Origin of the sequence: Brucella sp. RRSP16 (assembly GCF_052246815.1) — a bacterium.
GTDB classification, from domain to species: domain Bacteria; phylum Pseudomonadota; class Alphaproteobacteria; order Rhizobiales; family Rhizobiaceae; genus Brucella; species Brucella intermedia.
This window is the reverse complement of the sequence record NZ_JBQQAM010000008.1, coordinates 184,256-210,509: the sequence shown is the minus strand read 5'-3', so window position 1 is coordinate 210,509 and position 26,254 is coordinate 184,256. Positions and strand designations below refer to the sequence as shown.

The window sequence follows — 26,254 nt, the reverse complement described above, 5'->3', positions numbered from 1 at the left end:
GATAAATTGAAAAGCCGCATGCCGTTATAGTATGCGTGCTAATTGTTCATGAAGGCTGGTTGTTATGGTAATGGTATCCAGGTTGTCTTCTCACCCGGTTTCAGTTGCTTCGACGATGTTTGCCGTGGCGCTTGCATTGTCAGCTTGTGGCACGACCACCGGCAAGGGCATCGGGCTTGGCTCGCTAGGCGGCGGCTCTGCGGCGCAGAAGCCGGAAACCAGCCTGTTGACGCCGCTCGGCAATGGTCTTCTCGGCAGTTCGGCAAATCAGCTGAATGCAGCCGACCGAAAGAAGGCGCTTGAGGCCGAATATCGCGCGCTCGAATATTCGCCCGCGGGCAAGGTCGTATCCTGGAGCGGCAGCGGATCGAATTCCGGCGATGTGACTGCGGCGCAGCCTTATCAGGTCGGCTCCCAGAATTGCCGCCAGTATTCGCACAGCTTCACCATCGGCGGATCGCAGCAGACTTCGCGCGGAACGGCATGTCGCAATCCGGATGGCAGCTGGACGCCATTGACCTGACATCCTTTGCGGCGAATTGCCCTAGGCAGCAACTTACTGCAGGTAGTGGTTGGTTTTTCCCTTGGCTGCGCTTAAGTCGTAGCCATGGGATTCTGGCTTATTGCAGCATTACTGACATTGGCAGCCACTCTGGTTGTTTTGTTGCCTCTCACGCGGCGCAAGCAGGCGTTTTTGCCCGCTGAAAAGAACGACCTTGAGGTCTATCGGGACCAATTGCGCGAGGTCGAAGCCGACGCTGCCCGAGGCATGATCGACCCGCAAAGCGCCGAACAGGCGCGCATCGAGATTTCACGTCGCATTTTGAATGCCGAAAAGTCAGCAAGGGAAGCTGCCGAAGTCGCAGGCAAGACGACACCGGGCCGGTGGCTCGCTTTTCTGGCCGTGCTTGCAGTGCCGCTGGTCGCCTGGGGCGTCTACCCGCTGTTCGGAAAGCCGGACATGCCGTCCATGCCGCTCGCCGAGCGGCTTTCGGCAAGCGCGGATCGTGGCTCTGTCGATGAGCTGGTAGCGCGTGCCGAAGCGCATCTGGCACAAAATCCCGACGATGTGCGTGGTTGGGATGTGCTGGCGCCGATTTACTTGCGGCTTGGCCGCGCTGCCGATGCCGTCAATGCATATCGCAGTTCCATTCGTATCGCGGGTGAGAATTTCCCGCGCGTTCTGGGGCTGGGTGAAGCACTGGCAACCGCTTCAGGCGGCACTGTTACCGCCGAGGCCGAAGGTTTCTTCAGGAAGGCTGCCGATCTCGAACCGAATGATGTGCGCCCGCAATTCTATCTCGCGCAGGGTGAGATGCAGGATGGTCGCATGGATCTGGCGGCCAACCGCCTGCAGGCGTTCCTCGACAAAGCCCCCGCCGACGCGCCGTGGCGCGGCCAGATTGAACAGGCCATCGCCCGGCTTCGCGATCCCGCTGCCGTTCAGCAGCAGCCGAAGGGGCCAACGGCTGACGATGTCGATGCCGCTTCGTCGATGAGCCCCGAAGACCGGCAGGCGATGATCGAAGGCATGGTTCAACGTCTCGATGAAAGTCTTCGCCAGAATAGCGGGGATGTCGAAGGCTGGAAGCGCCTTGTGCGCTCCTATATGATCCTCAACCGCCGCGATGCAGCGCTCGACGCTCTCAATCGCGGAATGACAGCCCTTGATGGCGAAAGCCGGTCGAACCTTGAGAGTTTCGCAGCCGGGCTTGGACTAGATCTAAAGGCAGGGAACGCACAAAAATGAGCGCGACCGCAGACGACAATGCACGCAAAAGCAAACCGGTGGCCAGTTTCGCCCGTACCGTAAGTCAGAGAAAGCGCAAGCGCCTGTTCCTGATCGGCGGCGCGCTGGCAGTTCTGGCCGTGGCGGTCGGGCTGATGCTGATGGCTTTCAGTCAGGACATTCGCTTTTTCCGCACGCCAGCCGACCTGACGGAACAGGACATGGCCTCAGGCTCGCGATTCCGTCTCGGCGGTCTCGTCGAGGAAGGGTCGGTCAGCCGCGAGGGCAGCGAACTGCGTTTCACGGTGACCGATACGATCAAGACCGTGAAGGTCGTGTTCGAGGGCATTCCGCCTGATCTCTTCCGCGAAGGGCAGGGCGTCGTCGCCGAAGGCCGTTTCGGTGATGGCGGGGTTTTCCGCGCCGACAACGTGCTGGCGAAGCACGACGAAAATTACATTCCCAAGGACCTTGCGGACAGCCTGAAGGAAAAGGGCGTCTGGGAAGGCAAGTAACAGTTGGGGCACTCCAACCGGCGATGTCCGGTTGCGTGCCTGATGGAGACTGCAGATGAGCGTCGAGATCGGCCATTTTGCTCTGGTTCTGGCACTGGCACTGTCGATTGTCCAATCGATCGTGCCGGTGGTCGGCGCGCATCGTCGCGACACACAGCTCATGTCAGTCGCCGCCCCGACGGCAATTGCAGTCTTTGCGCTGATCTGCCTTGCATCCGCCGTGCTTGTCCATGCCTATGTCGTGTCGGATTTCTCGGTGCTGAATGTGGTCGAGAACTCTCACTCGCAAAAGCCGCTTCTCTACAAGATCACCGGCGTCTGGGGTAATCACGAAGGCTCAATGCTGCTGTGGGTGTTCATTCTCACCTTCTTCAGTGCGCTGGTCGCGGCTTTTTCCGGCAACCTGCCTGAGACGCTGCGCGCCAATGTCCTCGCCGTGCAAGGCTGGATCGGGGTAGCGTTTCTGGCGTTCATCGTCTTCACCTCCAATCCTTTTACTCGTATTTTTCCGGCTCCGATGGAGGGCGGTGATCTCAATCCGATCCTTCAGGATATCGGCCTCGCGATCCATCCGCCGCTGCTCTATCTCGGCTATGTCGGGTTTTCGGTTTGTTTCTCCTTTGCCGTGGCCGCCCTGTTGGAGGGACGCCTTGATGCAGCATGGGCGCGCTGGGTGCGTCCATGGGCCCTTGTCGCATGGATGTTCCTGACCGGCGGCATCGCCATGGGTTCCTACTGGGCCTATTACGAGCTTGGCTGGGGCGGCTGGTGGTTCTGGGACCCGGTTGAAAATGCATCCTTCATGCCTTGGTTGGTCGGCACCGCACTGCTCCATTCAGCACTCGTCATGGAAAAGCGCTCGGCGCTGAAAATCTGGACGGTGCTGCTGGCGATCCTCACCTTTTCGCTGTCGCTGCTCGGCACGTTCCTTGTACGCTCCGGCGTTCTGACTTCGGTTCACAGCTTCGCCACCGATCCGGGGCGCGGCCTCTTCATTCTGGCTATCCTTGCCATCTTCATTGGCGGTTCGCTGTCGCTTTTCGCGCTTCGGGTGCAGAGCCTGACGGCAGGCGGCATCTTCCATCCGATTTCGCGCGAAGGCGCACTGGTGTTCAACAATCTGTTTTTGACGACCGCCGCTGCGACCGTGCTGATCGGCACGCTTTATCCGCTGCTGCTGGAAGTGATGACCGGCGACAAGATTTCCGTTGGCGCACCGTTCTTCAACATGACGTTCGGCCCGCTGATGATCCCGCTTCTGTTCGCGGTGCCCTTCGGCCCGCTGCTCGCCTGGAAACGCGGCGATCTTTACGGCGTCTCGCAGCGGCTTATGACGGCTTTCGCGCTCTCGCTCGTGGCTGCGGCAATCGTCCTGTGGAGCACATCGGCGAAATCGGTTCTCGCCGCCTGCGGGATCGGGCTTGCGGCATGGCTGATCTTCGGCAGCCTGACGGACCTTGTTCTCAAGGCTGGGATAGGCAAGGTCTCCGCAAGCAAGGCGTTTGCGCGCTTCAAGGGTTTGCCGCGCTCGGTTTTCGGTACCGCACTTGCCCATATCGGGCTCGGCGTGACACTGCTCGGCATCGTGAGCGTCACCACCTTCGGCACGGAAAATGTGCTGATCATGCGTCCGGGCGATACCGCCAGGGTGCAGGATTACACGCTGCGCTTTGAAGGCCTGCGCCCGCTGACTGGCTCCAACTTCACCGAAAATCGCGGTACTTTCACGCTGCTCGATTCGAGCTCGCGCAGTCTTGGACAGATCGAACCGTCCAAGCGGTTTTTCCCAGCTCGCCAGATGCCGACAACTGAATCGGGCATCAAGACGCTATGGTTCAGCCAGGTCTATGTCGCGCTTGGCGACGAACCGGGAGACGGATCGGTCGTCGTCCGTATCTGGTGGAAGCCGGACGTGACACTGATATGGTACGGGGCTCTCGTCATGATGGTGGGTGCACTGTTTTCGCTGGCTGACCGGCGCCTGCGGGTGGGTGCGCCTTCGCGCACCCGCAAATCGGCTCGCCAAGAGGCGGAGGCCGCAGCATGAAAACGCGCTCGGCATTTGCGGCACTTCTGCTTGGCGCAGCCCTGGCCTTTCAGGGAACGGCAGCGCTCGCCGTCAATCCAGACGAGGTTCTCTCCGATCCAGTGCTTGAAAAGCGCGCCCGCACCATTTCCGGCGAACTGCGCTGCATGGTTTGCCAGAATGAATCCATCGATGATTCCAATGCCGAGCTTGCCCGCGATCTCCGCATTCTTGTCCGTGACCGGCTGAAAGAAGGCGACAGTGACGAACAGGTGATGGACTTCATCGTCGACCGTTACGGAGAGTTCGTCCTTCTGAAGCCGCGTCTCAACGCGCGCACCGTACTTCTGTGGGGATTTCCGGTCGTCATATTGCTGATCGGTGCTGTAGCGCTGGTTTTCGCCTTTCGCGGACGCAAGCGGGTGGGAGAAGCGCCTCAACCGCTTACCGAAAGCGAAAAGGCGGAACTCTCGCGCTTGCTGGACGGAAAATAGGCGCCGGTCGCCGGCATTTGTTATTCGTAACCTTACGAAACTTTCATGTGGTGGAAACGGAGCGGTAAGGTAGCCCTGACTATCTTACGCTCTATAAAGGTTTCACAGGTCCACGTTTCCTGAATGATCAGGACCGCGGCCGGATTACTGCTCGTAAGGAGAAATAGATGTCCAGAGCCAGGATTTCCAACTATCGCAAGGGCGTTGCCGCGATTGCATTGTCGGCCGTTCTTGCCGGTGGTTTTGTCGCGACCGGTCCTATCGGCGCGCTGAATGACGCCCGTGCGGATGCCGTGCAGGTAACGCCGCCGCCGCAGGCTGCGGGTTTTGCCGATCTCGTTGAGAAGGTTCGTCCGGCTGTTGTCAGCGTCCGCGTCAAGAAGGACGTGCAGCAAACCGCTGATCGTGGCGGCGGCCAGTTCTCCGGCCCTCAGGGCTTCGATCAGCTTCCGGACGACCATCCGCTCAAGCGCTTCTTCCGTGATTTTGGCATGGACCCGCGCGGCGATGCACGTCCCGATGCGCGCCCTGATCGCCGCGGCCCCGGCAAGCGCGGTCCCCGTCCGGGCCACGAACGTCCGGTTGCTCAAGGTTCCGGCTTCTTCATCTCTGAAGACGGTTATGTCGTAACCAACAACCACGTTGTTTCCGACGGCGATGCCTATAGTGTGGTCATGGACGATGGCACGGAACTCGACGCCAAGCTGATCGGCACCGACCCGCGCACCGATCTGGCCGTACTGAAGGTCAACGATCCGAAGCAGAAGTTCACCTATGTCGCATTCGGCGACGATAACAAGATCCGCGTCGGTGACTGGGTCGTGGCTGTCGGTAATCCGTTCGGTCTCGGCGGTACGGTGACCTCCGGTATCGTGTCGGCCCGTGGCCGTGATATCGGCGCTGGTCCTTACGACGACTTCATCCAGATCGACGCGGCCGTGAACAAGGGTAACTCCGGTGGTCCCGCCTTCAACCTTTCGGGCCAGGTCATCGGTATCAACACCGCCATCTTCTCGCCTTCGGGCGGCAGCGTGGGCATTGCCTTTGCAATCCCGGCCTCGACCGCAAAGCAGGTCGTTGACCAGCTCATCAAGAAGGGCTCGGTGGAACGTGGCTGGATTGGCGTACAGATACAGCCGGTGACGAAGGATATCGCGGCTTCGCTCGGCCTTGCCGAAGAGAAGGGCGCACTCGTCGCTTCGCCGCAGAAAGATGGCCCGGCTGCCAAGGCTGGCATCCAGTCCGGCGACGTGATCACGGCAGTCAACGGCGAAACCGTGCAGGACACTCGTGATCTGGCACGCAAGGTGGCGGGCGTTGCTCCCGGTGAAAAGGCGGCTCTGACCGTCTGGCGCAAGAACAAGGCCGAGGAAATCAGCGTCACCATCGAAGCGATGCCTGGCGATATGGGCAAGTCGGCCAACCCTTCGTCCGACAATGGCGGCGGCCAGAACGAGACCCTCGACTCCTATGGCCTGACCGTGACCCCGTCCGAGGACGGTAACGGCGTGGTGGTGACCGATGTCGATCCTGACAGCGATGCCTCCGACCGTGGTATCCGTTCCGGCGACATTATCGTCAGTGTCAACAACCAGACGGTGAAGAGCGCCAAGGACATCAACAACGCCATCAGCGAAGCCGAAAAGTCGGGTCGCAAGGCAGTGCTGCTGCAATTGCAGAGCAACGACCAGAGCCGCTTCGTGGCCCTGCCGATCGATCAGGGATGATGACCGGCTGCTCAAGGCTCTGAGAAATTCGATGCCAGGCGGTGCACCGCCTGGCATCGCCTTATCCTCAAACACTATTATAGTAGCGCCATGAAGATTCTCGTTATCGAAGATGACCGCGAAGCGGCCCGCTATCTGGAGAAGGCCTTCACCGAGGCTGGACACTCCGCCGATATCGCCGGTGACGGCGAGACCGGCTATGCGCTGGCCGAAAATGGAAGCTACGATGTTCTCGTAGTCGACCGCATGCTGCCGAAGCGCGACGGCCTGTCCGTGGTGGCTGGTTTGCGCGCCAAGGGCATGGAAACGCCGGTCCTGATCCTTTCCGCGCTGGGCGAAGTGGACGACCGCGTTACCGGCCTGCGCGCCGGCGGCGACGACTATCTGACCAAACCCTATGCATTCTCGGAATTGCTGGCCCGCGTCGAGGTTTTGCAGCGCCGTTCCAGCCCGCGTGAGGCGGATACCATCTACCGTGTCGGCGATCTGGAGCTTGACCGGCTCGCGCACACCGCGCGCCGTCAGGATGTGGACATCACCCTCCAGCCCCGCGAATTCCGCCTCCTCGAATATCTGATGCGCCACGCCGGGCAGGTCGTCACGCGCACCATGCTGCTCGAAAATGTCTGGGATTACCACTTCGATCCGCAGACCAATGTGATCGACGTGCATATCTCGCGTTTGCGTTCGAAGATCGAGAAGGGCTTTGACGTTCCTTTGCTTCACACGGTGCGGGGCGCCGGTTACATGCTGAAGGCTGGCAAATGGAAACAGTCCACAGCCGCCAAAGTGGATTGAGCATGTCTCCCAAAAGGGGGAACCGGTTTTGGATAAAGACATGCGTAGAAACAAAGGAAGAGCGTTTCCTATGATTCAGTTTAAACAAGAAATGCTCTAATGGGCCGCTTTTCCGCGCTCATGCGCACCACCGCCGTTCGACTGTCGACGCTTTATCTGCTGCTCTTTATTGTGGGTGCGGTGGCGCTGGTCTTCTATATGACCAATCTGTCCGCCTCCATGCTGGCCGCACAGACGCAGCAGTCGCTCGGCGAGGAAATAGGCAGCATCGGTAAGAGCTATGCGCGAGGCGGCATTCCGCAGCTCGTGCGAACCATCGACTATCGCTCGCGCCAGCCGGGGGCCTACCTCTATCTGGTCGCTGATCCGACGGGCCGCATCCTTGCGGGCAATGTCGAGAGTGTGGAACCCGGTGTTCTGGACACGAACGGCGTTATCGAGCGTGATTTCAAATATCGGCGCTACGGCGAGCAGGGTGCCGAGACGGAACACCGCGCCATCGCGGTCGTGATCGCCTTGCCGAACGGCATGCGGCTGCTGGTTGGCCGTGATCTTGGCGAACCGGAACGGTTCCGCGACGTGGTCCGCCGGTCGCTCATGCTGGCGCTGGGCATCATGGGAATCGGGGCGCTGCTGATATGGCTGTTCGTGGGGCGGCGCGCCTTGAAGCGCATCGATGAAGTATCGAAGGCCTCACAGCGCATCATGGATGGCGACCTGACGGGCAGGCTTCCGGTCAACGGTTCGGGCGATGAATTCGACCGCCTGTCGGGCAATCTCAATGTCATGCTCGGCAAGATTCTCGAATTGAACGAAGGGCTGAAACAGGTCTCCGACAATATCGCCCATGATCTCAAGACACCGCTCACGCGCCTGCGCAACCGTGCGGAAGAAGCCCTTTCCGGCAAGAAGGCTGGCCCGGAATACCGTGAGGCCCTGGAAGACATCATTGGCGAGTCGGATCAACTGATCCGTACCTTCAACGCAATCCTCATGATCTCGCGGCTTGAAGCGGGCTATTCATCGGAGAGTCTCGAAAACATGCCGGTGGCGCCCATTCTTCGGGACGTGGCCGAAATGTACGAACCGGTCGCCGAAGATGCTGGCGTGAATCTCACGCTTGGCGATCTGGATGAAGTAGCGCTTCACATCAACCGCGAACTGGTCGGGCAGACGATTTCCAATCTAGTTGATAATGCGATCAAATATGCGGGCGGCGATGAGCGGACCGCGACCGTCAGTCTTTCGATGGAACGTGATCCGAACTGGGTCCGCATTATCGTTGCCGATAACGGCCCCGGCATTCCGGAGGAAAACCGCGAACAGGCGACGGAACGTTTTGTTCGCCTTGAGGAAAGCCGCACACAACCCGGCTCTGGACTCGGTTTAAGCCTTGCCAAGGCTGTGATGAAATTGCACGGTGGCGCACTTCGTCTTGAAGGCAACGATCCGGGCCTGCGCGCCGTTCTGGAGTTCCCGTTGCCATCGGAGAAGGTGGAATAACGTGACGTAAGAGGGGATCATGGCGGCAGAAAACGCAAAGGCACAGTTTTTCGACAGAGATATTCGTGCTTTGACGCCTCTTGATCCCGCAAGGGCGGAAAGTTTTTTAGCCGACCTTGCAGCACGCGCCGGAGAAGAGGAGCTTACGGGCGTCGTTGCCTTGCTGGGAAAGGCGGAAGCCGCCCGTTTCCTTTCGGCTGTTCTCGATCTCTCACCGTTCATTCGCGAAGCTCTAACCCGCCATCCGCGCATTCTCGACCGCATCGTCGCAAAAACGCCCGAGGCGGCGTTGCAGGATATTCTGTCGGAAATATCGGCCAGCGCTGCAAGCGATGCCGTGACGGAAGCCTCGCTCATGACGAGCTTGCGCGTTTTGAAACGCGAAGCACATGTCCTGATCGCCCTCTGCGATCTCGCCGGTATCTTCGACACGCAGGCAACGACCGGTTGGCTCACCGATCTGGCTGAAGCCTGCACGGGCGCTGCCGTCCACTTCCTGCTGCTCGATGCGGATAGCGCGGGCAAGATCAAACTTCCTGACCGCAACCATCCCGACAAGGACAGTGGCTGGATCGTGCTTGGCATGGGAAAGTTCGGTGCGCGTGAACTCAACTACTCATCCGATATTGATCTTATCGTCTTTATCGACGAGACCAGACCAGCCATCGGCGATCCATATGAATGCGTCGAAACTTTTTCACGGCTGACGCGCCGCCTTGTCCGCATCCTGCAGGACAGGACGGGTGACGGCTATGTCTTCCGTGTCGATCTTCGCCTGCGCCCCGATCCCGGTTCCACGCCGCTGGCCATTCCTGTCGGCGCGGCACTTCACTATTACGAAGGGCGCGGCCAGAACTGGGAACGCGCGGCCATGATCAAGGCGCGGCCTGTTGCCGGTGATCGCGAATCCGGAAAGCAGGTGCTGGCGGAACTTTCCCCCTACGTGTGGCGCAAATATCTCGACTATGCGGCCATTGCCGATGTGCACTCGATCAAGCGGCAGATTCACGCTCATAAGGGCCATGGCGATATTGCCGTGCGCGGCCACAATGTGAAACTTGGACGCGGCGGTATCCGTGAAATCGAATTCTTCGTCCAGACGCAGCAGCTGATCGCTGGCGGGCGCTTTCCTGAATTGCGGGGAAACCAGACGGTGCCGATGCTGGCAAGACTGGCGGAGCGGGGCTGGATCACCGATAAGGCCCGCGACGCTCTGGCGAAGGAATATTATTTCCTGCGCGATGTGGAGCATCGCATCCAGATGATTGCCGACGAACAGACGCACATACTGCCGGAAGACGATGAAGGCTTTGCGCGTGTCGCCCATATGATGGGCTATACCGATCCGGCAGTCTTTGCCGATGCGTTTCTCGACGCGCTCAGGATCGTTGAAAAGCACTACGCGGCGCTGTTCGAACAGGCTCCCGAACTTGGAAGCTCATCCGGCAATCTGGTCTTTACCGGCGATGTGGACGATCCGGGTACGCTGGAGACACTCGCCGCAATGGGCTATGAGCGTCCGAGCGATATATGCCGCGTGATCCGTACATGGCACTTCGGGCGTTATCGCGCGACCCAATCTGCCGAAGCGCGTGAGCGTCTGACCGAACTTACGCCAGCCCTGCTCAAGGCTTTTGCCGAGACCAAACGTGCCGACGAGGCGTTGCTGCGTTTCGATGGCTTTTTGAAAGGCCTGCCGGCGGGCATCCAGCTTTTCAGCCTGCTGCAATCCAATCCCCGCCTCCTGAACCTTCTCGTGATGATCATGAGCGCCGCACCCCGGCTTGCTGAAATCATCACGCGAAATCCGCATGTTTTCGACGGTTTGCTTGATCCGGCGATCTTTTCCGAAATGCCCACGCGTGCCTATCTGGAAGAACGCCTTCGCGTGTTTCTGGGGCCTGCGACCGACTATGAGGAAGTTCTGGACCGGTTGCGCATCTTTGCCGCCGAGCATCGCTTTCTGATCGGTGTTCGCTTGCTCACAAGCGCCATTGACGGCGTGCGGGCTGGCCGCGCTTTTTCCGATCTGGCCGAACTGATGATCGGCAAGGCTTTCGAGGTTGTCGAGGCTGAACTGGAAAGGCGACACGGCAGGGTGAAGGGCGCAAAAGTCGCCTTCTGGCGATGGGCAAGCTTGGCAGTCGTGAGCTGACCGCTGGTTCCGATGTCGATCTGATCTTGCTTTACGATCATGACAAGGAAACGGATGAATCCGACGGCGAAAAGCCGCTGGCTCCGTCGCAATATTATATCCGCCTGACGCAGCGGCTCATTGCAGCACTTTCCGCGCCGACGGCGGAAGGCGTACTTTACGAAGTCGATATGCGGCTGCGCCCTTCCGGCAACAAGGGGCCGGTTGCGACCCATATCGAATCCTTTGGCAAATATCAGCGCAGCGAAGCATGGACATGGGAACATATGGCCCTGACCCGCGCGCGCCCGATCCACGGCGACGCGGCCTTTATGGAGCACATCAGGAGCGAGATAGACGAGGTTCTTTCAACGCAGCGTGATGTAAAGAAGATCGCCAAGGATGTGCGTGAGATGCGCGATCTCATCTATCAGGAAAAACCGCCTGCCGATGATTGGGATTTCAAGCTCAAGCCCGGTGGCATTGTCGATCTGGAGTTCATTGCCCAATTTGCCGTGCTGGCGAACAGGGTTGACCGGAAGCCGCGCCCCCTGGGTACGGAAGAAATCCTTTCAGCGCTCGACCCGTCCTTTGCCGATCCGGCGCTTGCCGACAATCTGGTGAGTGCACACCGCCTCTATACCAATCTGAGCCAGACGATCCGCCTGTGCCTTGGAAGCGATGCGAAGCGCGAGGAGTTCATTCCGGGCATGATCGATCTGTTATGCCGTGCGGCAGACATGCCCGATATAAAGCGTGTCGAGCATCATCTGGCGGAAGTTGCCACCGACGTGCGGACAGGTTTCGAGAAGCTCTTGAATATCTGATCAAGCCGCGTGAGTTTCTGCGCCATTTCCAACGAGACCGCGCTTGCGGTCAGGAATGCAGACAGAAACCACGGTGCCGACGCCTTCGGTCGAGCGAATGCGAAGCCAACCGCCGTGAAGTTCGGCCAGAGAGCGGGTGATGGCAAGCCCCAGACCGGAACCGGTGTGGGTTTTGGTGAACTGGTTCTCCACCTGCTCGAAGGGCTGTCCGATCTTCTTGATCGCCGATTTCGGAATGCCGACGCCGGTATCCTGAATGGTCATGAACAGGGCCGAGCCGGTCTTGCGTGCCCGCACCGTGATCTGCCCGCCATAGGACGTGAATTTCACCGCATTGGAAAGAAGATTGATCAGCACCTGCTTGATCGCACGCCGGTCGGCATAAAGCTGCATCGCGTCTTCAATGCGCGTATTGACCGCAATATTCTTCTCATCCGCCTGTAGCGAGATCATGCGCACTGTCTCGTTGATGAGCGGGCAGAGATCGATTTCCTCGCGGTCCAGCGAGAAATGTCCGGCCTCGATCTTCGACATATCGAGAATGTCATTGATGACGTTGAGCAGGAAGTTGCCGCTCGTATGGATGTCGTTGATATATTCTTCGTAGCGATCGGAGCCGAGCGGGCCGAATGTGCCAGCCTGGATCATTTCCGAGAAACCGATGATCGCGTTGAGCGGCGTGCGCAATTCGTGGGACATATTGGCGAGGAATTCGGACTTGGCGCGGTTTGCGGCCTCGGCGCGTTCCTTTTCCTGACCATATTTGCGGGCAAGCTCGGACAGCTCGCGCACACGGTCGCGCTCGCCCTTTCGCGCAATCGACAGGTCGTGAATGGTCGCCATCAGGCGGCGTTCGCTATCGACCAGACGTTCCTGATGCAGTTTGAGCTGGGTAATATCCGTGCCGATGGAGACAAGGCCGCCATCCTGCGTGCGCCGTTCGTTGACCTGTAGCCAGCGGCCATCGCTCAACTGCCGTTCAAATGTCTGGCCACCGGCGCGGTTATGCTCATTGGCCATGCGGCGCTCGAAGGTGAATGGGCGCGTATGGGCGTCGACTTCGTTGCGTGGCACGCCGGGTTTCAGCGTCCAGACCGGCAGTCCTGCATATTCGCTGAATTTGGAGTTCGCCATGACGAGGCGATTGTTGGAATCCCACAGGATGAAGGCTTCCGAAATGTTCTCGATGGCTTCGCGGATGCGCATGTCGGCTTCCGCCGTCTGCTGTGCAAAGCGGTGCTGTTCGCTGACGTCGAAGGCAATGCCGACCAGATGGAGGTCGCCTTCGCTCGCAATTTCTGCGCGGACACGCATCCACACCCATGAACCATCGGCATGACGCATGCGGAACACACGATCAACATGCGAAATATCGCCCGCAGCTGCCTGTTCGGCGATGGAATAGAGGTCGCCGTCTTCCGTATTGATGATTGCAGCCACGTCGCCGAATGGCAGCACTGCGTCCTGCGCTTCATAGCCCAGCATTTCATACATCGAGCGCGACCAGTAGATGCGGCCCCGCGCCATGTCCCAATCCCACAACCCGCAACGGCCGCGCGCCAGCGCCAGATCGATACGCCGCTGAATCTGGCCGGAAAGATCGTCGGCCTCGCGAGCGCGCGCCGCCTGGCTGAAATAGGCGTAGAGAATGGCGAACATGACGCCCGTCGTACCGGCAAAGAGTGTCACATTGAGCGACACGGCCCGGCGCCATTCCGCAAAGATCGTGCTTTCCGGTTCCACGGCGATAATGGAATAGGGCAGGGACAGCGGCTTCGACAGGGCGCCGAATGCCGGTTCGTCCTGCAGCGTGACTTTCAGCACACCTGCACGCTCTGCAAACAGGAACAGCGGCTGCGCATCCGACAGGATCGTGTCGACCGGTTTGCCGGAAATATCAGGGCCCGGACCCGATGCCGCCACCACGGACGATTGCCCGTCAATGACGGCAAGCGTCATGCCCGGGGATGACAGCCCGCGAGAGCGAAACTCCGCCATCGTGTCCTGAATGTCCTTCGCGGATAACTGCGCGCCGGCGTCGGTGCCATTGGCGGCGCGTTCGATCATTTGTGCAAGATTGGCCGTTGCAGCGGACAGAAATGCCTTGTGCTGCTGCTCGATATCGTCGCGCCACGCCAGCATCGAAAAGACGCGCGCAACGCCGAGAATAATCAGGAAAATGATGATGAGTGCAGGTACGAGACGTCGCAGGATAGGCTCGATTGAGACGAATTTGCCATAGGCCGGACCAGCAAGAAGACTGACATGGCCCGAAAGCTTGCCCTTTCTTCTTTTCCGACCGGATTCGCAATGCGTCCCCGCCGGCGCGCCATACGCGTCGGTGCTCGCCATATAATGGTCCCTCGTGAATTCCCTGCGAGTGAAGTGATTCGGAATACGCCACCTCCGAATGACATCAATGAATCAAAAGTGATTCGCGCTGTCCAGCGAATTCGTTAATGAGGCGTAAAAATCGGAAATTCACCGGCCAATTTATTCATGAATCTCAAGCTGTTAAGTGGAATCTGCGTGGCATTTGATTCGGCTAAACGCATGAAAAGGCTCATGAAAGCTGACTGCCTCGCCACCTTTGCCCTGGCCCGCATCAAAAGCTCCGTTCCGGTAGCATATCAGCAACCGGAACGGGCGAATCATCACGATGGCAGGATGGAACGCGAATCAGGCGAGAGTGCGGTCCACGATGTCGCGCAGGTCGGTCGACAATTTGCCCGCGCCGGAAATGCGCGCCAGCGCTGCTCTCGCATGTTCACGCCGGACATCTTCGAGCGAACGCCAGGAACGGAGCGCAGTCAGAAGCCGCGCCGCCAGTTGTGGGTTCTCCGGGTCGATGGACAGGATCGTGTCGGCAAAGAACTCGTAAGCCGCACCATCCTTGCGGTTGAAGCCGGTCGGGTTGGACGCGGAGAACGAACCGATCAATGAACGGACGCGGTTAGGATTGTCGAGCGAGAAGAGGGCGTGTTTCGTAAGGTCGCGCACGGCCTGCAAGGCTACATCACCGGGACGGCTCGCCTGCACGTTGAACCATTTGTCCATGACGAGCCCATCCTTGCCGAACTGCTGTTCGAAGCTTGCCAGTGCGTCCTTTGCTTCGCGCGTATCCCCAAAGCGATGCACCAGCACGGTCAGCGCCGCGAAGCGGTCGGTCATGTTATCGGCAAGGGCGAACTGGCCGGCGGCGCGTTGCTGGCTTTTTTCATGACGGCTCAGATAGTCGAGCAGTGCGTTTCGCAACGCGCGCTTGCCTGCTGCATCGGCATCCGGTGAGAAGGCGCCATCCTGTTTGAGGGCATCGTAGAGCTTCGCAAATTCATCGGCATAGCGGTCGGCGATGGCATCGATGAAATGGTTCCGGCTCGCAAGGATCGCGTCCGGATCGACATTGCTGCCCATTTCGCGCGCGATGTCGCTTTCGGTAGGCAGCGTCAGGCAGAGCGCGCGGAAGGCCGGATCAAGCGTCTCATCGGACGCCACCTTGCCCGCAAGTTCCACATTTCTCTCATCAATCGCCGGTGCATGATCGCCGCGAACGCGCTTGGCTCCTTCGAGCAGGACCTGGCTGAAAATTCCGGTCAGCGCCTGCCAGCGTGCGACCGGGTCGCTGTCGTTCAGGGCAAGGAATGCGCGGTCATCGTCCGATAATGGCGCTGACAGATTGACGGGAGCCGAGAACCCACGCAGTAGCGACGGCACAGGGCGTTCCTTGATGCCATGAAAGACAATGGTTTCCGATGAGCGATGCAGATGGATGACATCGCCGCGCACATCGCCACCTTCAATGGAAGCTGGAACCATGTCCTGGCCGTCTGGCCCGACAAGGCCGAAGGCGATCGGAATATGCATCGGCTTCTTGACCGATTGCCCCGGCGTGGCTCCAAGCGACTGCGAAAGTTCAATCGTGTAGGTTTCCTTTGCCGCATCATAGGCGAAGGCGGCTTCTACCTTCGGCGTTCCCGCCTGATCGTACCAGAGAGCGAATTGTGAAAAGTCCTGGCCGGAAACATCAGCGAAAACCTTGACGAAATCCTCGATGGTCGCAGCGTCCCCGTCATGACGCTCGAAATAGAGGTCCATGCCTTTGCGGAAGAGATCGGGTCCGATGATCGTGCGGATCATGCGCACCACTTCCGAGCCTTTTTCATAGACGGTCGCCGTATAGAAATTGTTGATCTCGCGATATTCACGCGGGCGCACCGGATGGGCGAGCGGCCCCGCATCTTCGGGAAATTGCTGCGCTTTCAGAATCTTCACTTCGGTAATGCGCTTGACCGGGCGCGAACGCTCGTCAGCGGAAAACTCGTGATCGCGATAGACCGTCAGGCCTTCCTTGAGGCACAGCTGGAACCAGTCGCGGCAGGTGATGCGATTTCCGGTCCAGTTATGGAAATATTCGTGCGCGATGACCGCCTCGATACCTGCATAGTCGATGTCGGTTGCTGTCTCTGGATCGGCCAGCACATATTTGTCATTGAAGACGTTGAGCCCCTTGTTCTCCATTGCGCCCATGTTGAAATCGGACACGGCAACGATGTTGAAGACATCGAGATCATATTCTCGACCGAATTTCTCCTCGTCCCAGCGCATGGAGCGTTTCAATGCATCCATCGCATAGACTGCGCGGCTTTCCTTGCCATGTTCGACATAGATCGCCAGATCGACCGGTTTTCCCGACTGCGTGGTGAAGTGATCCTTCACGACGCCGAGCGATCCGGCAACGAGCGCGAAAAGATAGGAAGGTTTCGGGTGCGGATCGTGCCAGACGGCGAAATGCCTGTCGGGCTTGCCTTCGACCGATCCGCCATCGACCGGATTGCCGTTGGACAGAAGAATTGGAGCGGCTTGCCTGTCAGCGTCGATGCGGACCGTATAGACTGACAGCACATCCGGGCGGTCGTAATAATAGGTGATGCGGCGGAAGCCTTCGGCTTCGCACTGGGTGCAATAGACACCGCTTGAGCGATAAAGGCCGGACAGCTGGCGGTTTGTCGTTGGGTTGATTTCCGTCACGATTTCAAGCGTGAAGCGATTTCCTTCCGGCAGGTCGCTGATTTCCAGCTGGTCGGGCGTTGCAACATAGCTGTTATCGGCGAGCGGCTTGCCATCAATGGCGATGCTGACGAGTTTCAGTTCGTCGCCATCCAGCACCAGAGGCGTACCGGCGGGGGTGTCGTCGCGGCGCTCGATCGTGAGGGTCGCACGGACGATGGTTTTTTCCGGTTCCAGTGAGAAATCCAGTTTCGTCTCGGGTATGGCGTAAGGGGTCGGACGGTAATATTCGAGACGAAATGTCTGGCCGGTTTCAGTACGCATAGCGAAACTCTCTCCCTGAACTCACGTTGAACTCACGATGCTGGATTCGTACCCGGAATTGCTGCCGAGGGAAACTTAATTCCAGAACAACCAACCGGGCTTTGCAGCAGGATGGATGTTTTACCAAATATTTTTCGACTTGACCTTTGAGCTACTGGTGCTGTGTCACAAACAGGAATAAGAAAGACGGGCACGCGAATATTTCGGGTGTAGCTGCGCATCATATTTTAAGGAATTGCGTTGTGAACGCTCATGCGAGCGCGCCTGTCGAGGCTGCCCATCTTGAAACGAACCCGATGCTTGGCATCGGTCTCAAAATCGCTTCCGTTGCCGTTTTCGTCGCCATGTCCACCTTGCTGAAGGCGACTGATGGCGTGCCGGTCGGACAGTTGATCTTCTTCCGGTCGTTCTTCGCTATCTTCGCGATATTGCTCTATCTCGCTTGGCGCGGGCAACTTTCGGGCGTATTCCGCACGCAGAACGGTTTCAGCCATTTCTGGCGCGGGCTGGTCGGCGTCTGTTCCATGTCGATGAGCTTTTTCGCTCTGACCAAGTTGCCGTTGCCGGAAGCAATCGCCATCAATTACGCTTCGCCGCTGATCAGCGTCATTCTTGGCGCGGTCGTCCTGCACGAAGTGGTGCGGCTTTATCGCTGGAGCGCGGTGCTCATCGGGCTCGGCGGGGTAACGTTCATCATATGGCCGCGGCTGACGGTGTTCTCTGGCGGCGATATAGGGTTTGAAGAGGCCATCGGTGCCCTTGCCGCCCTCGGTGGAGCGGTCATGTCCGCGGTAGCCATGATGCTTGTGCGCCATCTCGTGCAGACAGAACGCACATCGACCATCGTGATCTATTTTTCCATATCGGCGAGCGTCATCTCCCTGGCGAGCTTTCCATTCGGCTGGATCGTACCCAGCTGGCCGCAGCTTGCCATGCTGATAGGGGCCGGTTTTGCCGGTGGGGTCGGGCAGATCCTTCTGACGGAATGTTATCGCCACGCGCCCATGTCGACCATTGCCCCTTTCGAATACACATCGATGCTGCTGGGGCTTGCCATCGGGTTCCTGCTGTTCGGCGATATCCCGACCTTGGAAATGCTGGCAGGCAGCGCCATCGTCATGGCGGCTGGCGGTTTCATCATCTATCGCGAGCACAAGCTTTCCATAGCGCCGCACAAGGTGAATGCGCCGCAAACGCAGTAAATCAACTCTGGCCAGGTGCGCCTTCTGCGCGAGGGTCGAGCTGCATGGTCTCCGGCGTGGACTGGCCGTCCGGCGTATGGAACTTGTACTCGGTCTTCTGGTCGCTGATGGCCGGACGCTCGAAGCGGCGGATGCGCCAGAACGCGTGCAGGCCATATAAAGCGTAAGCGATAGCCATGGTCACGAAGAAGCCGGAAGCGCCAATCAGATCCATCAACGGGCCGGAAAGCGCGGGGCCGATGACACTGCCCACCCCGTAGATGATCAGCAATCCACCGGAAACCTTCACGAATTCGCTGGCGTCTGCATAGTCGTTGGCATGGGCGACGTTCAGGCTGTAGATCGGATAAATCACCGAACCGAACAGAAACATCATGATGTAGAGCGCTGTGGGCGAAGTGGGATGGAACAGCACCATCACCAACGACAGGACAAAGCCGATGATCCCGGCTATCACCATCACATAGCGACGGTCCACGAAGTCTGATCCCCGGCCAAGCGGATACTGGAAGATCGCACCGCCGATCATCGCGCAGGCAAGCATGGTCGCAATGCCGAAGGTGGAAAGGCCATTCATCTCGCCGTAGATCGCGGCGAGGAAATTCCACGTGCCCGCAACGATACCGGCGATCAGCGAGCCCACAGCAGCAGCGGGCGACCGCCGGTAAAGCCCCTTGAGGTCGAGCGAAACCTGCGTCAGCGGATTGGGCGATTGCGCGCTTGAAAGGGCGGTCGGAAGCAGCGCGCTGGCATAGATGATGGCGCAGATGATGAAGAGCGTCTGGGTTCCTGCGTCGCCGAACGGCAGGATATACTGCCCGCAGAGCAGGCCGAGCATCGTGATGATCATATAGATCGAGAAGATGCGGCCGCGCGATTCATTGGTCACGCGCTCGTTCAGCCAGCTTTCGATAATCATGTAGCTGCCCGCGAGTGAAAAGCCGGCAACGCCGCGGAAGATCATCCATGCGACGGGGTTGACGAGCAGTGCGTGCAAGAGAAGCGCCATCGAAAGCAGTGTCAGCAGCGCGGAGAAAACCCGTACGTGCCCCACGCGCCGCACCAGATGCGGTACCACGATGCAGCCAATCGTGAAAGCGAAGGAGTAGCTCGTGCCCATCCAGCCGATGGTCGTGGTCGACCAACCTTCCATGCCGCCGCGCAAAGGCAGAAGAATGCCCGCAAGGCCACCTGCAAGCAGCATGAGAAAGGTGCTTGCAAGCAAAGCGGCTATGGGCAGGAGCTGGCCAGCCATGAAAAACTCCACTCGAGCATTTCCAGCAAAAGTGCGAAGCGGCTTTGCGTCGGACAATGCATAAAACAAACGGATAGAGCGCATTCCGCTCTATGAACCAGAATTTAGGGCTACATGTCGCCGATAGGCGCTTTGGCAAGCGGCGGAATAGACCATGTTTGCGGCATGTTGGTGACAATGCCGCCCGGGTCCTTGCCGATGCCACTGAAATATCCGGTTTTCAACTCGTCAATTCAGCCAATTTCAGCTTCACGGCCAGAAAATCACGCCAGGCGAAACGTTTCTGCGCCGGAGTGCGCAGAAGATAAGCCGGATGCAGCGTCGGCATGACGGGGATTTCGATGCCGGATGGTGTCCGATGAATCTTCCAGTTGCCGCGCAGCCGCAGGATGCCTTCCGTCGCACCGGTGAGCGCCTTGCCCGCCGGTCCGCCCAGCGCAACCAGAACCTTGGGCGCGGCAAGCTCGATCTGCCTTTCAATGAAAGGCCGGCAAAGCTCTGTTTCAAGCGGCGTCGGTGTACGATTACCCGGCGGACGCCACGGGATCGTGTTGGCGATATAGACGCTTTCCCGCTTCAGGCCGATGGATTCGATCATGCGATTGAGAAGCTGGCCGGATTTTCCGACGAAGGGCAACCCCTCCATATCCTCATCCCGTCCGGGCGCTTCGCCGATGAACATGATGTCGGAGGATGGATCGCCATCGGCAAAGCAAAGGTTCTTCGCCGTGAATTTCAGATTGCAGCCATCGAATGCCGCAAGCTTTTCCCGCAGTTCGTCCAGCGTTGAAGCCTGCGCCGCCGCTTCGCGCGCAAGTGCAATCTGCGCCGTATCGGGAAGATCGGCCGCAGCTTGAACAGGTCTGCTGGTAGGAGCAGGCGCTGGTGCGGGGCGGGGCTGCTGCCGGGGGCGTTCAGGCGGGCTTGGCGTCTGCATGGCGGGCTGGGCCGGGGCAGGGCGTTGCGGCTCGGCAAACCGGTCTATCGGCGTTTCGGAAAGCGGCATGTCGACGCCCGCTTCTGCATAGAAGCGTAGCAAACCTTCAATATCCAGCGTTTCGCGATTTTCAGCCATTATCTACCTCACCTTTGAGGTGGCGAATTTTGCAGGTGAATGCAATAGCCCTGTTCAGATTTTGGGGGTGTTTGGCCCATTAGTTCCGGTTCGTACCCTGTTTCCTGCGCGGGCTTGACCAGAACCCTCAATATGACATGAAGCTATGCTTCCCTACCGTTCGGACAAATGCTCATCGTAGCTTCTTGAATGGAATAGATTTGACGTTTACGTTAAGGTAAATATATTTGAGGACGTAAGACGCCCGTTTTGGACAATTGGACGCATTTGCGACAGTCTCCAACTCTGCGACAGGGTAAGGCGGAATACGGGGAAACGGCAGGTCTTTCGTGTGCCGCCAGTGCTGACGGGCAGTCGGTTCATGGATATTCGCGATCAGATCATGCACAAAAACAATTGGATGTGTCGTCTGGGCTATCTTAGTGAGAAGACGATATTACACCGGACGGAGGGATGAATGTCTGAAGCCCCAGAATATGCAAATCAGGAGCTTCCCGAACGCGAGAGCATGGAGTTCGACGTTGTGATCGTCGGCGCAGGCCCGGCGGGCCTTGCTGCGGCAATCCGTTTGAAACAGGCGAATCCGGAGCTTTCCGTCGTTGTCCTCGAAAAGGGCGGGGAAGTCGGCGCGCATATTCTTTCCGGCGCTGTCGTCGATCCCGTGGGTATCGACCAGCTTCTGCCGGGCTGGCGCGAGGAGGAGGGACATCCGTTCAAGACGCCGGTGACGGCTGATCATTTCCTCGTTCTGGGGCCTGCTGGTTCGGTGCGCCTGCCGAATTTTGCCATGCCGCCTTTGATGAACAATCACGGCAATTACATCGTGTCGCTCGGCAATGTCTGCCGCTGGCTTGGCACGAAAGCCGAAGAACTGGGCGTGGAAATCTATCCGGGCTTTGCGGCAACCGAAGTGCTTTATAATGATGAAGGCGCGGTCATCGGCGTCGCCACGGGCGATATGGGCGTTGAACGCGACGGAACGCACGGGCCGAACTATACGCGCGGTATGGCGCTGCTCGGTAAATATACGCTGGTCGGCGAGGGCGCACGCGGTTCGCTTGCCAAGCAGCTGATCTCGAAGTTCAAGCTCGACGAAGGTCGCGAACCGGCCAAATACGGTATCGGTCTCAAGGAACTGTGGCAGGTCGACCCTTCCAGGCACAAGCCAGGTCTGGTCCAACACTCCTTCGGCTGGCCGCTCGACATGAAGACCGGCGGCGGCTCGTTCCTTTATCATCTGGAAGACAACATGGTTGCGGTCGGCTTCGTGCTGCACCTCAACTACAAAAACCCGTATCTGTCGCCATTTGAGGAATTCCAACGCTTCAAGACGCATCCGGCTATTCGCGACGTATTCGAGGGCGGCAAGCGTCTTTCCTACGGTGCACGTGCGATTACCGAAGGCGGTTTCCAGTCGGTGCCGAAGCTTTCGTTCCCGGGCGGTGCGCTCATCGGCTGCTCGGCTGGTCTGGTCAACGTGCCGCGCATCAAGGGCAGCCACAATGCCGTTCTGTCGGGCATTCTCGCCGCCGACAAGATCGCAGAGGCGATTGCAGCGGGCCGCGCCAATGACGAGCCGGTGGAGATCGAAAACAACTGGCGTTCGAGCCTGATCGGCAAGGATCTGAAGCGCGTGCGCAACGTCAAGCCGTTGTGGTCGAAGTTCGGCACGATTGTGGGCGTAGCGCTCGGCGGTCTCGACATGTGGACCAACCAGCTGTTCGGCTTCTCCATCTTCGGGACGCTGAAACACGGCAAGACCGATGCGCAGTCGCTGGAACCGGCCGCAAAGCACACGAAGATCGACTATCCGAAACCGGACGGTGTTCTGACGTTCGACCGGCTGTCGTCGGTGTTCCTGTCGAACACGAACCATGATGAGAACGAGCCTGTGCATCTCCAGGTCGCTGACATGAAACTGCAACAGACTTCGGAGCACGATGTTTTTGCAGGTCCGTCGACACGCTACTGCCCTGCGGGCGTCTACGAGTGGGTGGATGCGGACGGTAACGCCGCTGCCGATCCGCAGGCAAAGGACGTGCGGTTCGTCATCAACGCGCAGAACTGCGTGCACTGCAAGACATGCGACATCAAGGACCCGAACCAGAACATCAACTGGGTGCCGCCACAAGGCGGCGAAGGACCCGTTTACGTAAACATGTGATGTTTGCGGAAACGGCGTCCGTTTCGTCCGCCGTCCGAGCATTTCCAGCAAAAGTGGGCACCGGTTTTGCGTTTCGGAAATGCGTCTAAGGGAGTGTCGGCGAAGGACCCGTTTACGTGAACATGTAAAAGAAAAAGGCGGTCCCCGACCGCCTTTTTTATTGCAGCATCACGGACTGCGTTTCCGGTTCTTCTTCATCGGGTCGGACAGGCGGCGGAACGGAAAACTCGAGCCGCACCGGCAGGTGATCGGAGCCGGCGTCTTCGCGGGCTGAGACCTTCGCCCCTCCGATTTCGGGGCTTACAAGTATCTGATCAATCGGCAGGCCGATATAAGGCGACAGTGAAACCGGCAGCAGATGTGTCATCCACGTGCCGCCGATACCGGTCAAATGGCGGGTTGCGGAGGCGTACTCGACCCGGCGAACGGCATTGCTCCACGGAGCCGCATTGAAATCGCCGGCAATGATCACTGGACCGTTCAGCTTCTGCAATTCCGGTTCAATATAGCGGAGCTGATGCGGTTGCCATCGTGGCCATGGCCATGAAAAGTGAATGGCGGCCACATGCACGGTGGTTCCGCCGAAGTTGATCGGCGCGATGGCCAGCAAGCCGTCACCGACGCAGGCCGTCTGCGCCTCTTCGCTGAAAGGCCGCTTGGACAGGATTCCCACGCCCCATGTGTTGGGGTCGTCAGCACAATTAAGATGGTAGGGATAAGAGCCCTGGAGGATGGTGAGCCATTTCGTCCATTGGTCGCTCGCTTCCTCATAGGTGATGACGTCGGGCTTCTCCCGCGCGATCATTTGGAGAATGCGTTTCGGCTCAGGATTGTCTTCGCGCAGATTGATCTGGACGAGGCTATAGCGCGCGCCAGCCTGTTCGTCTGCCTGTGCGCCGGTGGATCCGCTGAGGAAATCGCGTGCCGCACCGATAGTCGTGCTGAGAGCCATGACCGCAAAAAGCAGGAGCATAGCCGCTTCACGCCGCATCCTGGTGAAAAGCAAGGGCAAGGTCAGCACTGCCAGCAGGACGGCGATATGGGCTCTGAAGTGCGAGAAAGAATCGAGAGCCGGATGCACTGCCCCCAGAAATCCAAGCACGAGCGGGACAGACAGCGCAACGGCAGCCAGCAGCAACAGGAATGAAAGGTTTTCACGGCTTTTCGACATGAAAATTCCCATAGGTGTCGATTGCGGCGTGATGATGAAGGTGAGGGCATTAAGGCGGTAGGGGAATAAGGCAGTATGTTAAGAGCGCTAACTCGCATACTGCCCTACTGCCCTATTGCCTTACTCACCTATTCCCTGCCTCACTGGAAAGCCGTTTCATAGAAGCTGCGTAGCTTGCGGGAGTGCAGCCGCTCATCCGGCATGGCCGCAATCTTTTCCATCGCCCGGATGCCGATGCGCAGATGCTGCGCCACTTGCCGCTTGTAGAATTCGGTCGCCATGCCCGGCAGTTTCAATTCGCCATGCAATGGCTTGTCGGAAACACAAAGCAGGGTGCCGTAAGGCACGCGGAAGCGGAACCCGTTCGCGGCAATCGTGGCAGACTCCATATCGAGTGCGACGGCGCGCGCTTGCGAAAGGCGCTGTACCGGGCCGCGCTGGTCGCGCAGTTCCCAGTTGCGATTGTCGATGGTCGCGACCGTGCCGGTGCGCATGATCTGTTTGAGGTCATAGCCTTGCAGGCCGGTGATTTCCTCGACGGCTTCTTCAAGTGCGACCTGAATTTCCGCAAGCGCCGGCAAAGGCACCCAGACCGGGAGGTCATCGTCCAGAACATGGTCTTCACGCATGTAGGCGTGCGCCAGAACATAGTCGCCGAGCTGCTGGCTGTTGCGCAGTCCTGCGCAGTGACCGAGCATCAGCCAGGCGTGCGGGCGAAGCACCGCGATATGATCGGTAATGGTTTTGGCATTGGACGGGCCGACACCGATATTGACCATGGTGATGCCCGAATGGTCTGCCCGCTGCAGATGATATGCGGGCATTTGGGGCAGGCGCTGGAGCGGATTGCCGTTGGTGGGCGCGGTTTCTCCCGCCAGCGTGACGATGTTGCCCGGCTCCACGAACCGTTCGTAACCGCCGCCGCCCTCTGCCATCAATTCGCGGGCATAGGCGCAGAACTCGTCCATATAGAACTGGTAGTTGGTGAAAAGCACGAAGTTCTGGAAATGCGCGGGGCTTGTCGCCGTATAATGCGCCAGCCGATGCAGCGAATAATCGACGCGCTGGGCGGTGAATGGCGCAAGCGGCATCGGTTCGCCCGGTGCGGGCTCGAAGTCAGCATTGACGATCTTGTCATCCGTTGCAGCCAGATCGGGTACGTCGAACAGATCACGCAGCGGATGCGTGAAAGCGCTCGCGACAGATGCCTCGACATAGGTGCCTTCCTTGAAGGCGAAATGGATCGGAATTGGCGTCGAGGATTCCTTCACCATCACGGTCACACCGTGATTGCGCATCAGAAGGCGAATCTGCTCGTTCAGATAATGATCGAACAGATCGGGGCGCGTGATATTTGCGGAATAATCCCCCGGCGTCGAGACGTGCCCATAAGCCAGCCGCGAATCTACGTGCGCGAAGCTGGATGTCGACAGACATATTTCCGGATAATAGGCGCGGTAACGCTGCGCCGGAACCTCGCCGCGCGCAACCTTCTCGAACGCATCGCGCAGGAAGGCCGTGTTGCGATCATAGAGTTTCTGCAGGGCGGCAACCGCCGCACCGGCATCGGTGAAAACCTCCGGGTCAACCGTCGGCGGTGTTTTGATCTCGGTCAGAAATGGATGTTCGATTCGCTGTGTCATGGCCTGGTGTCGTGATCTCGAAGTTCGCTTGTGTTTCGATATCGTCGTCGCAACCGAACTTCGAGATCGAAACGACACTAGGAAACCACGCTGCTAGTATCCCTTTGCTTCTGAAATTTGCATCTCGCTGGATATATCAGCCCAATGCAAATTTCAGAATCAGGACGCCAGTATAGCAAAGTCTACGACCATGACATGACCCAGTTTATGCGGCGCGCTGCAGGCTTACGTAAAGTACGAGGCCGATGCCGCTCATCTGGGAATGCTGACCGATCTGCGTATAGGCGAAGGTGGCTGCCGGACCCGTGAAAATGGCCGTGAAAAGGAAAACACGAAGCGCGATTGCGGCGATGGCCCGGGTTCGCCTCATTGCCGTTCTCCGGCGTGCTTCTGGGTGAATACGGCGACAGGCCCGATCACCGGCTGGTCCCGATACACATTGTATCGCTGGTCGACGAAAATGCTGGCGACAGCCGCAAAGCCAGCGATCATCAGGCAGACAATTGTTAAACGACGAAGCATACCACTGACCCCAAAGCCGTTCTGATTTCCGTTCTCCCTTGCCAATTTAGCGATCACGCCTGAACCGCCCCTGAGAGCGTCGTTCATGCGGCGTTCAAAAATATTGATGTTCCGTTTATTGCGGCACCGGGCTCTTGT

General features: G+C 58.7%; 18 protein-coding genes and 1 pseudogene. 11 read left to right on the top strand and 8 right to left on the bottom strand.

The window, feature by feature from the left end:
* Positions 1 to 64 precede the first annotated feature (64 nt).
* The 9 genes and pseudogenes from ACS5UA_RS14690 (at position 65) to ACS5UA_RS14650 (ending at position 11,753) form a co-directional block, all read left to right on the top strand.
* Complete coding sequence (locus tag ACS5UA_RS14690; protein ID WP_006466343.1) at positions 65 to 523, top strand: hypothetical protein; 459 nt, start codon at positions 65 to 67, stop codon at positions 521 to 523.
* A gap of 84 nt (positions 524 to 607) precedes the next feature.
* Positions 608 to 1,750 (top strand): c-type cytochrome biogenesis protein CcmI, encoded by a 1,143-nt coding sequence (ccmI, locus tag ACS5UA_RS14685; protein WP_112701546.1) that lies wholly within the window; start codon positions 608 to 610, stop codon positions 1,748 to 1,750.
* Positions 1,747 to 2,244, top strand: a complete 498-nt coding sequence (gene ccmE / locus ACS5UA_RS14680; RefSeq protein ID WP_112701545.1) for a cytochrome c maturation protein CcmE — start codon at positions 1,747 to 1,749, stop codon at positions 2,242 to 2,244. The genes ccmI and ccmE overlap by 4 nt, the downstream gene beginning before the upstream one ends.
* 55 nt (positions 2,245 to 2,299) lie before the next feature.
* The gene (locus ACS5UA_RS14675; protein ID WP_443101463.1) at positions 2,300 to 4,291 is read left to right on the top strand and encodes a heme lyase CcmF/NrfE family subunit; all 1,992 of its coding nucleotides are present in this window, start codon (positions 2,300 to 2,302) and stop codon (positions 4,289 to 4,291) included.
* Positions 4,288 to 4,764 (top strand): cytochrome c-type biogenesis protein, encoded by a 477-nt coding sequence (locus ACS5UA_RS14670; RefSeq protein WP_006466347.1) that lies wholly within the window; start codon positions 4,288 to 4,290, stop codon positions 4,762 to 4,764. Before ACS5UA_RS14675 ends, ACS5UA_RS14670 begins: the two co-directional genes overlap by 4 nt.
* Before the next feature lie 167 nt (positions 4,765 to 4,931).
* Positions 4,932 to 6,491, top strand: coding sequence for a Do family serine endopeptidase (locus ACS5UA_RS14665; protein WP_112701543.1), 1,560 nt, complete (start codon positions 4,932 to 4,934; stop codon positions 6,489 to 6,491).
* A 90-nt stretch (positions 6,492 to 6,581) separates the two neighbouring features.
* A complete protein-coding gene (locus ACS5UA_RS14660; protein ID WP_443101462.1) occupies positions 6,582 to 7,289 on the top strand; it encodes a response regulator transcription factor in 708 nt (235 codons plus the stop codon).
* Positions 7,290 to 7,388: 99 nt separating this feature from the next.
* On the top strand, positions 7,389 to 8,792 hold the full coding sequence (locus tag ACS5UA_RS14655) for an ATP-binding protein (RefSeq protein WP_443101461.1): 1,404 nt from the start codon (positions 7,389 to 7,391) through the stop codon (positions 8,790 to 8,792).
* A 19-nt stretch (positions 8,793 to 8,811) separates the two neighbouring features.
* Positions 8,812 to 11,753 (top strand): annotated as a pseudogene (locus ACS5UA_RS14650) (bifunctional [glutamine synthetase] adenylyltransferase/[glutamine synthetase]-adenylyl-L-tyrosine phosphorylase).
* Here ACS5UA_RS14650 and ACS5UA_RS14645 read toward each other — a convergent pair.
* Both ACS5UA_RS14645 and pepN read right to left on the bottom strand, forming a co-directional pair.
* Positions 11,754 to 14,105, bottom strand: a complete 2,352-nt coding sequence (locus tag ACS5UA_RS14645) for a PAS domain-containing sensor histidine kinase (RefSeq protein WP_312968845.1) — start codon at positions 14,103 to 14,105, stop codon at positions 11,754 to 11,756. It lies immediately after the preceding pseudogene.
* 327 nt (positions 14,106 to 14,432) lie between these two features.
* Positions 14,433 to 17,084: an aminopeptidase N gene (gene pepN, locus ACS5UA_RS14640; RefSeq protein ID WP_443101460.1), complete on the bottom strand. Its 2,652-nt coding sequence runs from the start codon at positions 17,082 to 17,084 to the stop codon at positions 14,433 to 14,435.
* A 242-nt stretch (positions 17,085 to 17,326) separates the two neighbouring features.
* Here pepN and ACS5UA_RS14635 point away from each other — a divergent pair, with 242 nt between their 5' ends.
* The gene (locus ACS5UA_RS14635) at positions 17,327 to 18,286 is read left to right on the top strand and encodes a DMT family transporter (protein ID WP_021587896.1); all 960 of its coding nucleotides are present in this window, start codon (positions 17,327 to 17,329) and stop codon (positions 18,284 to 18,286) included.
* Position 18,287: 1 nt separating this feature from the next.
* Here the strand turns inward: ACS5UA_RS14635 and ACS5UA_RS14630 are convergent, their stop codons facing one another.
* Together ACS5UA_RS14630 and ACS5UA_RS14625 are read right to left on the bottom strand one after the other, a co-directional pair.
* The gene (locus tag ACS5UA_RS14630) at positions 18,288 to 19,541 is read right to left on the bottom strand and encodes an MFS transporter (protein ID WP_031347247.1); all 1,254 of its coding nucleotides are present in this window, start codon (positions 19,539 to 19,541) and stop codon (positions 18,288 to 18,290) included.
* A 220-nt stretch (positions 19,542 to 19,761) separates the two neighbouring features.
* The gene (locus tag ACS5UA_RS14625) at positions 19,762 to 20,616 is read right to left on the bottom strand and encodes a uracil-DNA glycosylase (RefSeq protein ID WP_021587894.1); all 855 of its coding nucleotides are present in this window, start codon (positions 20,614 to 20,616) and stop codon (positions 19,762 to 19,764) included.
* A gap of 457 nt (positions 20,617 to 21,073) precedes the next feature.
* On the opposite strand from ACS5UA_RS14625, the gene ACS5UA_RS14620 reads away from it, so the two are divergent.
* Positions 21,074 to 22,780, top strand: a complete 1,707-nt coding sequence (locus ACS5UA_RS14620) for an electron transfer flavoprotein-ubiquinone oxidoreductase (protein ID WP_006466356.1) — start codon at positions 21,074 to 21,076, stop codon at positions 22,778 to 22,780.
* 157 nt (positions 22,781 to 22,937) lie between these two features.
* On the opposite strand, the gene ACS5UA_RS14615 is transcribed toward ACS5UA_RS14620, so the two are convergent.
* The 4 genes from ACS5UA_RS14615 to ACS5UA_RS14600 form a co-directional block, all read right to left on the bottom strand.
* Positions 22,938 to 23,951, bottom strand: coding sequence for an endonuclease/exonuclease/phosphatase family protein (locus tag ACS5UA_RS14615; RefSeq protein ID WP_443101459.1), 1,014 nt, complete (start codon positions 23,949 to 23,951; stop codon positions 22,938 to 22,940).
* A 140-nt stretch (positions 23,952 to 24,091) separates the two neighbouring features.
* Positions 24,092 to 25,594 (bottom strand): AMP nucleosidase, encoded by a 1,503-nt coding sequence (locus tag ACS5UA_RS14610; protein WP_443101458.1) that lies wholly within the window; start codon positions 25,592 to 25,594, stop codon positions 24,092 to 24,094.
* Between the two features lie 205 nt (positions 25,595 to 25,799).
* Positions 25,800 to 25,964 carry a hypothetical protein gene (locus ACS5UA_RS14605; protein ID WP_006466359.1) on the bottom strand — a complete coding sequence of 55 codons (165 nt, stop codon included), beginning with the start codon at positions 25,962 to 25,964 and terminating at the stop codon, positions 25,800 to 25,802.
* Positions 25,961 to 26,203 (bottom strand): hypothetical protein, encoded by a 243-nt coding sequence (locus ACS5UA_RS14600; protein WP_100648296.1) that lies wholly within the window; start codon positions 26,201 to 26,203, stop codon positions 25,961 to 25,963. The genes ACS5UA_RS14605 and ACS5UA_RS14600 overlap by 4 nt, the downstream gene beginning before the upstream one ends.
* Positions 26,204 to 26,254 lie beyond the last annotated feature (51 nt).